Origin of the sequence: Loktanella sp. DSM 29012 (assembly GCF_900110705.1) — a bacterium.
GTDB classification, from domain to species: domain Bacteria; phylum Pseudomonadota; class Alphaproteobacteria; order Rhodobacterales; family Rhodobacteraceae; genus Loktanella; species Loktanella gaetbuli.
Genome location: NZ_FOEJ01000015.1, coordinates 1 through 14870, shown reverse-complemented (window position 1 = coordinate 14870; position 14870 = coordinate 1). Strand labels below are relative to the sequence as shown.

The window sequence follows — 14870 nt, the reverse complement described above, 5'->3', positions numbered from 1 at the left end:
GCCAAACTGATGATTGCGCTTGCGGCAGCCAAAGGATGGGACCGTTGCAAGATTACCGGATCCGAGGCGTTCTGTCAGATAGCTGTGCAGCTCGCTCGCGAGGCCGGTTTGGTCGTGACGAATGCGCCGGCTTCGCCCATTGATGTGAGCGAGGGTAGGTCGCGAGCCGACGCGCGTTCGGGGCTTCCGGATATTCCTGATACGCCATGGCAGGTCGAAGTGAACATTGACGACCTGCGGCAGTCGGCGCAGGATGCGGCGGCCCAATTCAAAAGGCGAAAGCAAGCTTTGGCCAATGCACAGCGTGAGGAGGCCGGAAGATTGCGCGCTTTACTGGGCAGCAGCAGAACGCCGATTGCGCAGGCATTGCGACAAGGCTTGCAACTGCATCATGGTGACGAACGCCGGACATTGGAAGAGCAACGGGCTGTCACGCCAGAAATTCCGGTCCCGCCGCTCTCTGGTCTCCACCGCCGGGTTCGTGCAGCTCGGCGCTGGCTACGGGATAAAACCTCGCTCATGTCTACCGCGAATCCATCACAATCCGTCCTGCCTGACCACACAGCGTGCCGGCAGATGTGGCTTGCGATCGCGTTGCAGGAGCGAGACGCGACAGGACATAGCGATGACGACGCACCTGCTGAATTACCCCACAAACATCTCCGGAACACCCGCTTGACCGCTACTGGCGAGGTTCTCTTCGCGCACCGCGATGCTGCCGACAACATTGTCGGGTTCGAGGTGGCATTTGAGAGCAGTGAGGCAGATGCGGGCACAGGATTTGCGGCTGGCGGTCAGCGGACGGTCTGGACCATGGGTGATGCGGCAACGGCTCAGCGTGCTGTCGTGACGAACTATGCGAGTGAGGCTTTGCAACTGGCGAAGGATGAAGATCGCGATGATACGCTTTATATATCGGTCGGGGGAGCCGTCGGCGCGCATGCGCGGGAGATTTTGGCTGGACAGCTTTCCGACAAGATCGTCGTGGCGTATTCTGTCAACGACACCTCGGACGAAGCGCTATTGCGAGACTTGCAACGGATTGCGCCGCACGCTGAGCGGATAGCTGCGGTATCAAACGAAGCCCTTAATCGTTCGGCGGATGTTGGCGAACTTCAAGATAAAGACCAGGCAAACTATGGTTCTGATACAGATCACGGGATGTAATCTGGGATATTTGGCGACGGGTGTGCGCAATTTGGAAACGGAACGGCTTGTGGTGGGCAAGGACGACCACCGCCGCCGCCAGAATGAACGATAAAAGAGAAAGCTTGCGTAAAAAATGGCTGCGCGATTTATATTTCCGAACTAACCTGCCACGGGGCTCACACACGTGGCATACGCGACCGTGTTCCGGCGCGACAGGCTACGCATCAGCATCAACCTGAAGATGCCACAGAGCGCCTTACATCGGTTCTTAGGGCAATATTTAAAACCCGGTGCCCATTCAGAAATCTAAATTCCCGATGTCCGAGGAAGCCGGGGAGCGCGTGACGGGCCTATTGGCTGCGTCAATCGAGTCATCGAGGTTATCATACGTTCCCCAGACCGTTGGCCTGTCCGTTGGAAATAGCAGACAGGAAACAACCCACTGATCGCCATTCTTTGCGATAAAAGGTCTTCTGCGCCAAAGGTGTAGGTCTGCATCGGATCGTCTGATCGGATCACAAACAGCCGGTGCATTTGCGGGATTTACCGCGATGCCAGAAATGATGCGCTCGCAGCGGATAGGCCCGTGCGGTGTTTCGAGAAACTGCATACGGTGCCTCACGTTCTGATCTCTCGATGCTGAACTCATCTGGCCGTTTTTGCCGTCTAACATCTGCAAATACTGCGTGTCATCCCAGCGGGTCAAATTTCAAGAATTAAACCGAAAAGGCGCAATCAGACAATCATCCGTATTATACATTTCAGTTGCAGACTTCATGGCAAAGCGCACTGACTGTTTGAGCCGAGTAGAGAAGCGCCGTGGCAGCACAATATGACGCGCTCGAGGCACTCCCTGTTGTTGGATCACATTGAATCCCTCTGGAAGGCCCATTGTTCAGCTGATCAGCAGTAGACATTGCACTTCTAAAGCCGTTCATCGATGCTTCAAACTGCTGACCGATGGCATTGCATCCCTGCGCGCCGGTTCTGTTATATTCTGCTGTTACTTGACGGGCCGTTTGGAACGGGGCATTGAAATTTGGGCTCTTGCTTGCTTCTGCGTGAAGGACGTTGCGCTTGGCGTCAGTGACGTCCCCGGCTGAAAAACCGCAAAGGCCGGACGTCGAAAGGTTGCCTGACATACCGACGCCGGCAACATCGACCTGCGCGGAGGCTGGCGGACGAAGGGAGGGGTTCGCCTGATAAATTCGCTCGCGGTCAGAAGCCAGTCTGCTTCTATCAGCGGCTATGTTTTCCAAACCAATCTGCGTTAGCGCAGGGGCCATTGCCTCACCGGCAGCTATGAATGCACCGGGAGGTGCAGGCACGACTGGTCCGCTTCTCAAGTTTGCCTCACCCTCATCGAGCTGAGCTTCGTAACTGCTAAGAGATGCAAGGGCATCCTGAGGCGAAAGGCTCGATATATCAGGATAGGTCGCACACGATGTTATTACAAAAGCAAACATGGCCAAAAGATAGTTTTTCACGGTAGAGCGTCCTTCATATCTGTCTGCGGTAGCTAATAAATTATTTTCTGGACCTCGCACACATGTCTCAAATTCTGATTACAAGCACTTGAGAGAATTTAGGCGATCTTGTCATTTTTGATACTACATCTGATGCCACCCGAATAAAAAGAGATGCACGGGAATGCACGATTTATTCGGGTGACACCAAGCTGTAAAATGTAGCGGTTCTAATATAGTGAATCATTGCTAAAATTAAGATGCCTGAATTCCTACATCAAAAACGATAGGTGACCGCGACCGCAAGGTATGGGTAAAAACCAAGTTCGCTGGCATCATCATTCAGGTCAGAGATATCTGCCTGAACATCGGGATCCGTTGTGTCAGCCGAGAACGAAATTTCTGTGATAATTGCGCCGATATCACCAGAAAGAGACCAGTTGTTCTGAAAATCATATTTGTAGCCGGCAGTGATCATTGGTGCGGCTGAACTGTCAAACTCTCCAGACCCCCTGAATGTCTCCGGACCCGTGAAAGTCGCATCAAGTTCTGACGTCGAAAAGAACAGGCCCCCTGATATCCGCAGGCCGTTCTGCATTGGATAGTAATCGAGCAGGGCGGCCAAGCCCCCCAACTGAAGTTCACCGTCGACCGTATAATCGTCAATTTCCGTGTCACCATCGACAGTAATCCCGCCAATCAGAACACCGCGCAGGGCGAGATCTGGTTGCAGGGCATAGCTTGCTTCGACGGAGGGGCCGAGCGTCGTCAGGCCAGCGCCAACGCTATATTCTTGAGCCATTGCGCAAGGTGCATAAAGTGTCAGTGAAGTGACGAGGAGGCTCGATTTTATGTCCATGTCGTGCAGCTTTCTACGATGGGTGTCGGGAAGATTCGTAGAACAGTTTGGCCATGTGACCCATAGTGCGACCGCACTATGTTGCGTAATATTTGAACTTGGCTAAGGTGGACGAGTTTTTATTATTTCAAATGGTGCTTTCATGCGTGCTGCTCTGGACTTCCTCGCGTCGACGCCACTGACAACTTCGAAATACGCAGAATTCCTTTCCGTCTCGAATGGATTCTTTGGGTCGTCCGGCGGGCAATTTATGACGATGACGCCGAGATTACAGATCAAAGAAAATGCGATGCTGGGATTCGACCATAGAATTGAAAGCGACTACGAAGAATACTATCATGAGATCAATCCCAGGGTTTGGCACTTCGATCCAAACCTTGGGGTAAGTAGCGATAGAAATTTACCGAATGTCTCTGAATTTCATAAATCAGAGTTTCACAATTGGCAGTTGGACGAGTATAAATCATCTGATCTTTTGTCGATAAACTTCGGTAGTGATGGAAGCGAAGTTAATTACATGGCTTTCGCCAGAGACGTAGCGTTCGGCATGTTTACAGATGATGATTTGGAGCAAGCCAAATTGCTCCGAGTTGCGCTCTCGACCAACCTGGGACTGACGCGGGCCGCCGGCCGTCAGATACCCTTCGACCAGGCTTTTTTGGATGAAACCTTGAGTGACGTTGCGGTGGCCGTCTTCGACACAAACTTGGATTTGGTCCAAATAAGCCCCGATGCAGAGTCGGTGTTGGCCAAGGCGGGCGTTTTGGCACGCGGAGGTCGTGAGTTTCTCCCCGGCAAGCACAAGGATAGATTGGGAACAGTCGCAAAAGCCGTCCTGCAGGATGGCCAGGTGCGGGACGTCATTCTGGACGGCGGCGGACAACGCATGCGTTGTCAGATGTCGCGTCTAAAAAGTAAAACCCTACAATCTGATCTCTACCACATCGTGTTGCGTATCACCTCACATGACAACTTGATGCGCGCTCAGGCTCTGCAGAGTTTATCGCGCGCAGAGCGTGACGTGGTGCTCGCCCTGTGTCGTGGTAAAAGCTTGCGTGACATATCATCGGAGCGCGGTGTCTCCTACAACACCTGTCGCAATCAGCTTGCTGCTGCGCACTTGAAGCTGGGGACGAGGACTTTAGTTGACGTTGTGCGTGACTTCTACCCGGCACTATCGGTTTGAAATTGCGCGGCTCGCCTGTTTGAGTTGACGTTAAATTTCCTCAATCCGCGAACCCGCACTCCAAATTTTCGTCTATCAACAACAATAGGTAGACTGTTCTTTTTCTGCGCAAGCGTTCTGTTTTTCTGTCAGCGTGCTAGGCTCTGCACACCGCTCACATGCACGGCCAGAACCCCGCCGGATCGTCGTCATCATCGCCATTCCTCTCTGTCGCATTGGCCTCCATCACATCGCGCAGTGCCTCACCTTCTACGACACCATCCACCAGCAGATCCCCGGCCAGCACTTCGATCAGGGCGCGGTGTGCGCGGACGAGATCGCAGGCGCGGGCGTAGGTGGCGTCGAGACGGCGGGTGGTGCGGTCACGCAGCCCACGGTGCCGGGCAAAGAGCGTGGCCGGGTCTGCGTCCGCGCTGCACCAGATCAGACCCGGCCCACGGCCAAAGCTGAGTTCAGCGGCGATCGCCAGGCGGGTGGCGCGTGCCAGATCGGATGCCGCGTCGCCGCCGCTGCGACCGGACACGGACCCGATGATCACCTCTTCGGCGGCACGTCCGGCCAGCAGGGTGGTCATTTCGCGCTGAATGTCGGTCGGCCTGCGCGCATTCGGCAGCGGTGTCAGCACGACCTGCGCCGTGACCTCCCGTGCCACGGTCAGGCTGATCCGGTCGGGGCGGGCGTATCCGGTGATCTGGGCTGTGACGGCCTTGGCGGCACCGGCGATGGCGACACGCGCGCGCAGGGCCTGCGGCACCGGCGGGCGCTGATCCCGCAGGGCGGTCATCAGATCAGTGACCGCCAGATCGCGGCCTTTGGCACGGGCGGTCTGACGCGCGCGTTGCACCAGCCCTTTGATATCCGCCATCGTGGCACCGGAGGCCGCGCGCGCGATGGCAGTCAGGTCGGCGTCCGGCAGATCATTGCGCAGATGATAACGCAGCACATCCGGCAGATCGGCGGTCGTGGGGGGCTGCATCTCGATGCGCAGTCCCAGCCGTCCGGGGCGGACCATTGCCGTGTCGAGATGTTCGGGATGGTTCGTGGCCCCGATGACGATGACGCCGTCGCGACCGATGGCCCCGTCAAGCCGTCCCAGCAGCATGGTGGTGACATTGCGGTAATAGTTCGAATTGTGATCCTGGGGTCCTTCGCGCGAGGGGATGGCGTCAATCTCGTCGATGAACAGCACGGCCCCCTTGGCCGGGCCGGATGCGGCGGCGATGGCGGTCTCAAAGCTTTTGGCGATGGCGCGCATCATCTCGTGTCCGCGACCTACTTCCGCCGTCTGCCAGTCACCCAATGAAGTGGCAATCAGCGGCACACCAGCGGCACGGGCGAGGGCCGCTGCTGCAAAGGTCTTGCCGGTGCCGGGTGCGCCCGTCAGCAGCACGCCATTGGCGACATCCGACCACGGCAGGGTGCCCGCCCGGTAGGCGTTCAGATCAGCCGCGATCTGGCGCAGGGTTTGGCCTGCCTCACCAAGACCGGGCAGTTCATCGAGCGTCGGTCCGTCGTCTGCGACGATGGTCTTTGGGAGTGCCAGATCCGCCAGTCTGCGCGCGACACGTAACGGGCTGGGTTGGCGCAAGGCTAGGTCGACAGTGCTCATCGGCAGCGTTGCGAGGGCGGCGTCAGCGGGCAGGGTCGCGCGCACCGCACCTTCGGCCATCTGTCCGGTGGCGCTGTGGGTCAGGCGCAGGGTCCAGGCCAGCGTCTGGGTGCAGGGCCGGGCGATGTGAACGACGGGCAGCAGCGACAGCGTGCCGGGCAAGTCCGGATCCGGTGGAACAAGGATCACCAGCGGTGCGGGGTCTGCCAGCTTGTCCTCGGCGCGGGCCAGTTCGAGCGAGATTGTGGACGGTGTGCGCGTATCAAGAACGATGACCTCCGGGCGGAGCGGGGTCATCGACGGCGGCTGACTGGGGGGCGATCCCTTGGCACGCATGCCCCGCATCAGCGCATCTTTGATACGGTTTGCCTCGGCCGTGCTGTCGCAGATCAGAACGGTGGCGGCTCCGTCGGTCAGCAGCGCATTGACTGCTAACTGATCGCCAAAGGTTTTGGCCAGTTGCGCGAGGGCCAGCACAGTGCTGGTCTCAACGGGGTAGGGCGGGCGGTAGGCATGGGTCACGCTGTCCATCGCCCAAGGGTCGTCGCCCGCAGCGAAAGCTGTGGCGATCTCATCAGCGCTCATGGCATCTGCCGCGGGGATCCCGCTTGGCACCAGGATGTCATCTGTGACCTCAACGTGGTCGAAGACGTCATCAAGACCTTCGGCAATCTCCCAAGCCCGCAGCGCGTCAGCGGCACTTTGGCCGTCAGCAGGCGTGGGTGACACCGCATCCGCGTTCGATGGCGCATCATCCTTGGCATGCGCGTTCCATGTTGCATCAGCGTAGGCGTCGGCTTCTGCGTCTGAGTTTTGCAAGCTGCGTAGGAACGCCCCGATCCTCAGCCCGCGCGGACGATCCGGATAGAGCCGATGCAGCGCCGCGTCGGCCAGTGGTTGCCAAGCGAGTGCGGTGACGGATTGGGTCTGGGCGGTCGAGGTCTGCGGAAGCTCAGGAGCGATATTGGTGTTCGAATGTGTCATGGCGATATCCAGTCTGTCGGAACGAGCGGAGAACCCGGTGCCCGAAGGGGCAACCGGTCAAGGGTGACGGTGAGGAGGCGCGGCAGGTGAGGGGTCATGGGGCAGCGACCCACGACGGTGCCCGCGATCAGGCAGATTCCGCCGCGGACTGCCGCCTCTTCGTCGAATGCGGGCGTGGCGCTGGCGTCAGTCGAGGCGCGTGTTGCGCCGCGCGTCTGTGGCTTGCGGCGCGGTGAAGCTCGACGGATGGTCAGCGGCAGAGCCGGATCTGGCGATGACGCCATCGATCAGGGCATGCAGCAAGGGTTCTGCCTGCAGATAATAGATCTCGCCTTTAGTATTGATCGCGTCGCCAAACACGCGCTTGGGCAAGACCAGTTCGGGGTGCATGTCGCGCATATGACGATGACAGGCTTTCTCTTCACGCACGGCGAGATTGCCGGAGGAGAGCGCAAGCACCCGGATGACTTCGGACGACACGCTGCGGTCCAGACCAAGCTGGTGGCGCAGGCGCTTGGCCGGTCGGGCGGAATAGCCCAGCTTCAGGACCGACATCTCCGGCAGGTCGATCCGGAACAGGTATATGAACGACGGCTTGGCCGCCCACCCCTGACCGCAGGCCGCACAGGTGCAGTCGCCCCAGCGCATGTTGCCGACACTGATGGATTGCACGTGGCCGCAATGGTGGCGGTAGTCGCGATACCCTGCGCGTCCGCTTGTGGCAGGACCGACCAAGACCCAGCCAAAGTCGCGCGCCGCCTCATCATCGCGTGCAGCGCGGCAGTCTTCGCATCCGAGAGCATGACCGCCGTCTGCGGCGGCCTCCACACGAGTGTATTGACGCCGCACGACATGGCCGCAGGGCAGGCGGAACAGGCCGTAGTGTCGATGCTCCGGACACTTGGCGACCAGCTCTGCGTCTAGAGCTTGGGCCGCACGGGACCGCCGGTTATGGATGCAGGCGTGGCACAGCGGTGTCGCGTCACGAATGACGTTGATCCGCACCAGTGCGTCGGTGGCGCAGGTGCGACAGCGCAACACGCCGTGGTAGCGGTCACGGGCGCGACCGATCAGATCAAAGCCCGCCCGCGCGGCTGATGTCACCCACTCGGGCTTGAGCGGTTTGTCGAGGGCAGGGTAGGGATCGCCGTCGATGATGAATGTGTCGGATTTGGGGGAATGAACGTTCATTGAACGCACCTCCTGAATAAGGATGAAATGCAGGCAAATGCAGACCGGCGGCATCCAGAAGCTCGGATGCCGTAGTCGTTCAGATCGGAATGGGGCAGATCAGACGGGACTGACGTTCAAACCGTCCTCGATCTCTTCGCATTGCACATCGACCCTTGATGATGACAGCCCGAGATCGGTGCTCACAGCTGGCGTCGCGCGGAGCGCCTCGCGTGCGGTCAGATCTTCTTGAGCAGCTGCGATAATCTCATCGACAAGATCGGCGGCCACGACCATGCGCGGTGCTGAGAGCAGTTCGACAGGCAACGGACTGCGGGCGAAGCGCTGTGCCCGATACCGCAGGCTTTGCGCACGCTGCGTCAGAGTATCGAGGCCGTCTCCGTCGTCTTCGAGCATCAGCAGAAGCACCCATGCCGCATACTTTACATCCCACAGGGTCACAGACCTGTCGGAGTGGAAACGCCAGAGCGCCTCGTCAGCCATGGCCCAGGCATCGGCTGCGGCCTGGTCGCAACCCGCCAGTGCGGGATCTTGATTTGCCGCATCGGCGCAGGCCTCCGCCGCGATCGCAGCGCGCGTCAGCGCCATGCAGCGATCAAACTCCGCAAAGGCAGCGGCGTCCGCCACAGACAAATCCAGCGCCGCATTCGGGGTTTGAGACACGCCATTCAGCGTGGTAGGGAAAGTGTCAGCCATGATGATCTCCATAGGATCGTTGTGGTTAGCATGGGTGCAAGACGTAGGACTCTTGCATTCATGCGATAAAAATATACATGATGTCATGTATGTCAATACGGATTGAGAAGAAAGTTATGGGCAGACCAAAGTTAGACACCCATCCGATCACAGTCCGCCTTTCCGCTGAGTTCATTCAGATGATCGACGATGCGAGAAAGAAAGAGACAGACCTTCCAACGCGGCCAGAGATGATGCGGCGGATGATGGAAGACTGGTTCGAAAAAAACGCGCAAGATTGATTATTTCAGATCTACGTCGATAGATTGAAGGTCACAAATTTACCCCAGAATTTGGTCTCATTTCACCACTTCGGCAAAGCGGAGCTTTCGACCAACTGGAGCCGCGAAGGTAAGCTACAGCAACGTCCTGCGGCGACCTTTGAGCGGACTCGCAGTTTCGTAACCAGCTGACTGAAATTTTTGAATTCTTGCTGAGCACCGGTCACTTGGTTCACCGCGGAAGGAAATCTTGTGCAAGCAGCAAATGTTCGATTGCTGCGGTCAAGAAGCAGGACAGTAAGGGCGGGAAGCTGCCATTCGCTGCAGACGTGCGGTAGGTTGCTAATTCAGATAATACCAGACGTTCGATGCTTGCCGCAGGGGGAACTAAGATCGGTTCACTTGAACCTTAGCTGACTTGCCAATCATGATAAGGCTAGATGATCATCTCTGACAGGTCCGAGAACCGTCGACTGTCATCTGGATAACTTCCAAGAAACGCGCCTCAACCGCAAATTTGTCTACTGGCAAATTTCTAAACAAAGACTACAGTCCATTGCATTGATTTTGTTATTCTTTCCATATTGGTGGGGCTTCCTAAATGACCAAAGCAAGCGGCTTTATTGTACATCTCTCGAAAGCGCGTCAACGCGTGTTTCGTGATGCGCTTGATGATCAGGACTACTTTGCTGAAGCAGTAAATAGATTTGACCATAGCCGCTCTGCGCCACTGATTTGTTTTGTTATTAACACCAAGGGAACCATCACCCATATGGCGCGTGGTCGGCGCGGCATGAATGCAGGCACAGGCCAAAGTCGCCTCAACCTCAATGATATCGAGGTCATGACAACCAACCTCACCATCACCGATATTGTCGAGGGTGTGCCAAAAAGAAATCGGAAGCTTGTGGAAGACCGTTTTTTAAACGGTGGACTACTGACCCCGCGCGCCTTTGAAGAAGTAGTAGACCTCGTCGCCCGGCTCGCGCCAGAAACAAAACTCACGCTTGACCGCTTCTCAAAAAGCACACGGCAAAGACTGTCCGAACTCAGCTTAGAAGCACGCGGGACACTTGCATATCAAAAGGAGAGCGTGGCTACCGCCTTGCATCTGGCAGGCATGGATCGTGAGCCGCTTGCGCACTGGACATTAGAAACTGAAGAACAGCCAATGTCGTTCCTGGAAGGGCTACCCCAAGCGCGCCTGCGAGAAGATCCGATGATTATTCACGACATGATGCATGTTCCTGGCTATGACTATCTCAAAGAAATTAAAGTTGCATCAGCAGCGGTCTTTGAGGATGGCGACAACCGCCTGACCGTTGTCCTTGCAAACCGCCTTCCGCTTGAAGAGCAAACAGGTTGTGACCTCATTTATTACAATGAAACCTTCAACGCATTCGTCATGGTTCAATACAAAGCTATGGAGCCACATGACAAAGAGGGAGCAATATTTCGTTTTCCTGAGGCCAAACTTACGGAAGAAGTTGCCCGGATGGATGCATTTCTAGCAGAGTTGGCCAAGACGAAGCCATCCAATGCTGTGAATGACTTTCGCCTCAACAGCGATCCTTTCTTTCTCAAGTTCTGTCCACGCATCCAGTTTGATCCAGATTCAACCGGCCTGACAAAAGGCATCTGCGTCCCGCTCTCCTACTGGAAGCGATTGGAAGTCGATGACAATCTAAAGGGGCCAAAGGGCGGACGACGTCTGGCGTATTCGAATGTTGGCCGTTATTTCGATAACACAAGCTTTGCCACCATGATCAAAGGGGCATGGGTCGGAACCACGATACCGCAATCCAAGTTGTTGGAAAAGTGGATGCGGGACGTCATCTCTTCAGGACGTTCCCTCACCTTCGCTGTCAAAGCAGGCAAGCCGGGCCCTGACGGTCAAATGAGGGACACGCATGTCCAACCTGACCTCGGGACTGACGGGATCGATGAAGACTTCGATTGGACCGCAACAGAAACTGTGAAGGTCGAACTCTAATGGATCGCCCCATTCACCAATGCGCCGAGACCCGCCACAGGAGGCCCGGCCATGCCCGTAATTCGTAAAGTCGAAATCGCAAATTTTCGTTCAATTAAGAAACTAGTTTGGTATCCAGGCGTGGGAATAAATTGCCTCGTTGGTTCAGGCGATTCTGGTAAGAGCACAATACTTGATGCAATTGATCTGTGTCTGGGCGCGCGCAGATCTGCCAACATCACCGATGCGGACTTCTTTGGATTGGACGTTGAAAAACCGATCTCGATAACCCTGCTCCTCGGAGCACTCGGTGACAGCCTGCGAAACTACGAAGCCTATGGCGACTATCTGCGCGGCTATAATGCGGAAACTGAATCGCTGGAAGAAGAGCCAGGGCATGGGCTGGAAACAACGCTCTGCCTAAATCTGCAGATCGAAGGGGATTTAGAACTTCGTTGGAAGCTGATCTCAAAACGTGCCGACGACAAAGGCGTTGAGCGAAATCTCAATTGGAGCGATCGCGTAAATCTTGCGCCGACGCGTTTAGGAGCCATGTCAGATTATAACCTAGCTTGGAAGCGTGGGTCAGTTCTCATGCGGCTTAGCGAAGAAAAGCCCGATGCCTCAAAAGCGCTTTCCACTGCGGCACGCGAAGCCCGCAAGACGTTTGGGGATGAAGCCGAAAAACAACTCGGTGATGCACTCGCTGTCGTTAACAAAGCGGCAGGCGAACTTGGGATTCGCATCGGTGCAAATGCCAAGGCGCTGCTCGACACTCATTCCGTCTCCGTTAGCGGTGGCTCCATCGCCCTCCACAATGATCAAGGTGTCCCGCTGCGTGGTCTCGGCCTCGGTTCCACGCGCTTGCTTATCGCGGGGCTTCAAAGAGCAGTGGCTGCAAAATCTTCAATCCTCCTCGTCGATGAAGTTGAAAATGGCCTTGAACCACATCGCATTATTCGCCTTCTGGGCTCGCTTGGTGCAAAGACAACACCCCCACCCCAACAGGTCTTTGCAACAACCCATTCGCCGATTGTCTTGCGCGAACTGGATCATTCGCAGCTACGAGTTCTCCGATGGCACGGCGATCAGCATTACCCTTTGTCGTTGCCACAAAGTGCGCAAGGAACATTGCGCGCATTTCCTGAAGCGTTTCTGGCACCCTCTGTTTTAGTCTGTGAAGGAGCGACCGAAATTGGCTTAATGCGCGGGTTCGAGCAGTATCTTGTCTCACAAAACAGACAATCCATTTTTGCAGCCGGGACAGCATTGGTTGATTGCGGGGGTGGTCATCCTGACCGCGCCTATGACCGGGCATTAGAATTCGCAAAACTCGGCTACAGAACGGCTGTGTTCCGCGATGACGATCTTCACCCCACCCCAGCCAAACAAGCCAAGCTGGGGGCGCAAAATGGGTCAACATTTACTTGGAGGGCGGATCAGTCGATTGAAATGGCACTGATCGGCGGCGCATCAGAGCTGGTCCTCTATCAGATGATCGACTACGCCATATTGGAGCATGGGCTTGCGTTGATCACGGCCCATATCCAGACCGCTTCACAGAACGCTGAAAACCTAGACGGGCTGCGCGCGCTCCTGAATTCACCAGAGCATTCAATAAATCCTGGTCAAAGAACGGTCATTGCTGCCGCGGCAGGAATGGGGTGGTTTAAAACTGTTCGCTACATGGAACACGTTGCCCGCAACATTCTCGCGCCGAATTTTGCCGCGTTAACACCAGAGCTTCAGCACCAGATCAATGAGCCTCTGATTTGGGCGCAACAAAAGCATGGCTGAGATCGATCTGCTCAATGTTCAAAGCGGTAGCGTTGCTGCCCCGGCCGGATGCGGCAAAACCCATCTGATCGCGACGTCACTCATACGCCATGACGATGTAAAACCTATCCTGATCCTCACCCACACTAATGCAGGTGTCGCAGCCCTAAGGGCACGCCTACAAAACATGGGCGTAGCACGGAAAGCTTATCGCATAACTACGATCGATGGCTGGGCTATGCGTTTGATTGGAACCTTTCCTCAAAGAAGCGGACACCCTGTAAACACGCTGGCACTGAAAAGCCCTAAGCAAGACTATCCAGCCATTCGGGTAGGTGCCCAAAACATCTTCAATGGCAATCATCTGCACGATGTGCTGCAAGCGACATATGCACGCCTCATCGTTGATGAATATCAAGATTGCATCTTGGAGCAACATGCGATGTTGTCAAAAATCGCCGAAATTTTGCCAACTTGCGTCTTAGGCGACGACATGCAGGCCATTTTTGGATGGGGCAACAACGTTTTGGTGAATTGGCAAAATGATGTCCAAACGCGGTTCCCGGCCATCGGCCAACTGGACACGCCGTGGCGTTGGAAGAATGCTGGCACGGAGAACTTTGGAGGATGGTTGTTATGGGTTCGCGACGCGCTGCGCGCAGGAACATCCATCGACTTGCGGCAAGCTCCCCCGGAAGTTCGATGGATCCAAATCGCAGGAGAGAATGACATCCAAAGTTTAACGCCCGCCTCCAATGTCAAACCCCCAAATGACGGCGGCAGTGTCCTGATTGTCTGCGACAGCACCCGACCTCAGCGCCATCGCCAAATTGCCAGTCGAGCACATGGCGCGGTCGTGGTGGAAAACGCTGATCTCACGGACTTCATTCGTTTCTCGGAGAGTTTTGACTTTCGATCTGCCGATGCCGTGGATGACATAATCGATTTTGCTGCCAACACACTTACCGGCGTTGGTGCACCGCAACTCAAACAGCGTGTGAAAACGTTGTTGGCTGGCAACGCGCGCAAACCCCCAACTGATACTGAAGCCGCAGCCATAGATTTCGTAAACACCCCTACTCCTCCATCAGCAGTGGCCTTACTTGTTGAAATTAACAAGCAACAAGGGGTGACGAACTTACGACCCGCTCTCCTTCGTGCCTGCATTCAAGCCTTCAATGCTTGTCCCAACGAAGATCATTTTTACGAAATGGCCGTCAAAGCGCGTGAGCAATCGCGGGTTCTTGGCCGCTCGCTTCCAAGACGCGCTGTTGGTAGTACGTTGCTTTTGAAAGGACTGGAAGCGGATGTCGCCGTCATCATCGACACCGATCTGCTTTCCGCGCGCGATCTATATGTGGCCATGACGCGAGGATCGCGACAGCTTTTGATTTGCAGTAGAAATCCAATATTGATGCGGCCACCGGTCTGACACGGAACGGTTTTGGCCAGATCGACCAACGCCAGCTATGTATTGATCATACTGCCGCCAAAGATTTCTCCAAGATGGCGCGCCGTGAAGAAAGGTCGGCTTCAGGGAAAATGGCACGTCGAAATTCTTAACTACGGAATGACCGTTTTGGGCCGGAAGCGACGGTGTTGCCTTTGCCGTCAGCCATATGGCGCGTGACCTGCTCCCCTAAAAAGTCCGCGATTTGGGGTTAGTCTGTTCCTTGTAAAGGAGACGGACGATGAAGCGATCAAGGTTCACGGAAGAACAGA

General features: G+C 56.0%; 11 protein-coding genes. 6 read left to right on the top strand and 5 right to left on the bottom strand.

What is annotated here, in order from left to right:
- Nucleotides 1-1167: LPD7 domain-containing protein (locus BMX27_RS16950; RefSeq protein ID WP_177172772.1), on the top strand; the 1167-nt coding region annotated here is incomplete at its 5' end.
- A 743-nt stretch (nucleotides 1168-1910) separates the two neighbouring features.
- On the opposite strand, the gene BMX27_RS16785 is transcribed toward BMX27_RS16950, so the two are convergent.
- Together BMX27_RS16785 and BMX27_RS16530 are read right to left on the bottom strand one after the other, a co-directional pair.
- Nucleotides 1911-2636, bottom strand: a complete 726-nt coding sequence (locus BMX27_RS16785) for a hypothetical protein (protein ID WP_143056849.1) — start codon at nucleotides 2634-2636, stop codon at nucleotides 1911-1913.
- 256 nt (nucleotides 2637-2892) lie between these two features.
- Nucleotides 2893-3474 carry a hypothetical protein gene (locus tag BMX27_RS16530; RefSeq protein ID WP_143056848.1) on the bottom strand — a complete coding sequence of 194 codons (582 nt, stop codon included), beginning with the start codon at nucleotides 3472-3474 and terminating at the stop codon, nucleotides 2893-2895.
- A 142-nt stretch (nucleotides 3475-3616) separates the two neighbouring features.
- On the opposite strand from BMX27_RS16530, the gene BMX27_RS16525 reads away from it, so the two are divergent.
- The gene (locus tag BMX27_RS16525; protein ID WP_090161638.1) at nucleotides 3617-4660 is read left to right on the top strand and encodes a helix-turn-helix transcriptional regulator; all 1044 of its coding nucleotides are present in this window, start codon (nucleotides 3617-3619) and stop codon (nucleotides 4658-4660) included.
- Between the two features lie 154 nt (nucleotides 4661-4814).
- Here BMX27_RS16525 and BMX27_RS16520 read toward each other — a convergent pair whose 3' ends face one another.
- The 3 genes from BMX27_RS16520 to BMX27_RS16510 all read right to left on the bottom strand — a co-directional run bounded on the left by BMX27_RS16520 (nucleotide 4815) and on the right by BMX27_RS16510 (nucleotide 9152).
- Nucleotides 4815-7253, bottom strand: a complete 2439-nt coding sequence (locus BMX27_RS16520) for an AAA family ATPase (RefSeq protein ID WP_090161635.1) — start codon at nucleotides 7251-7253, stop codon at nucleotides 4815-4817.
- 186 nt (nucleotides 7254-7439) lie between these two features.
- Nucleotides 7440-8444, bottom strand: coding sequence for a GIY-YIG nuclease family protein (locus BMX27_RS16945; protein ID WP_177172771.1), 1005 nt, complete (start codon nucleotides 8442-8444; stop codon nucleotides 7440-7442).
- A gap of 99 nt (nucleotides 8445-8543) precedes the next feature.
- A complete protein-coding gene (locus tag BMX27_RS16510) occupies nucleotides 8544-9152 on the bottom strand; it encodes a hypothetical protein (protein WP_090161632.1) in 609 nt (202 codons plus the stop codon).
- Between the two features lie 77 nt (nucleotides 9153-9229).
- Here BMX27_RS16510 and BMX27_RS16505 point away from each other — a divergent pair, with 77 nt between their 5' ends.
- From BMX27_RS16505 to BMX27_RS16490, 4 genes are all read left to right on the top strand, one after another.
- Complete coding sequence (locus BMX27_RS16505) at nucleotides 9230-9421, top strand: hypothetical protein (protein ID WP_090161629.1); 192 nt, start codon at nucleotides 9230-9232, stop codon at nucleotides 9419-9421.
- A 580-nt stretch (nucleotides 9422-10001) separates the two neighbouring features.
- Complete coding sequence (locus BMX27_RS16500) at nucleotides 10002-11393, top strand: hypothetical protein (protein ID WP_143056847.1); 1392 nt, start codon at nucleotides 10002-10004, stop codon at nucleotides 11391-11393.
- Between the two features lie 51 nt (nucleotides 11394-11444).
- Entirely contained in the window at nucleotides 11445-13169 is a 1725-nt protein-coding gene (locus BMX27_RS16495) for an ATP-dependent nuclease (RefSeq protein WP_090161622.1), read from the top strand.
- On the top strand, nucleotides 13162-14580 hold the full coding sequence (locus BMX27_RS16490; RefSeq protein WP_090161618.1) for a UvrD-helicase domain-containing protein: 1419 nt from the start codon (nucleotides 13162-13164) through the stop codon (nucleotides 14578-14580). Before BMX27_RS16495 ends, BMX27_RS16490 begins: the two co-directional genes overlap by 8 nt.
- Nucleotides 14581-14870 lie beyond the last annotated feature (290 nt).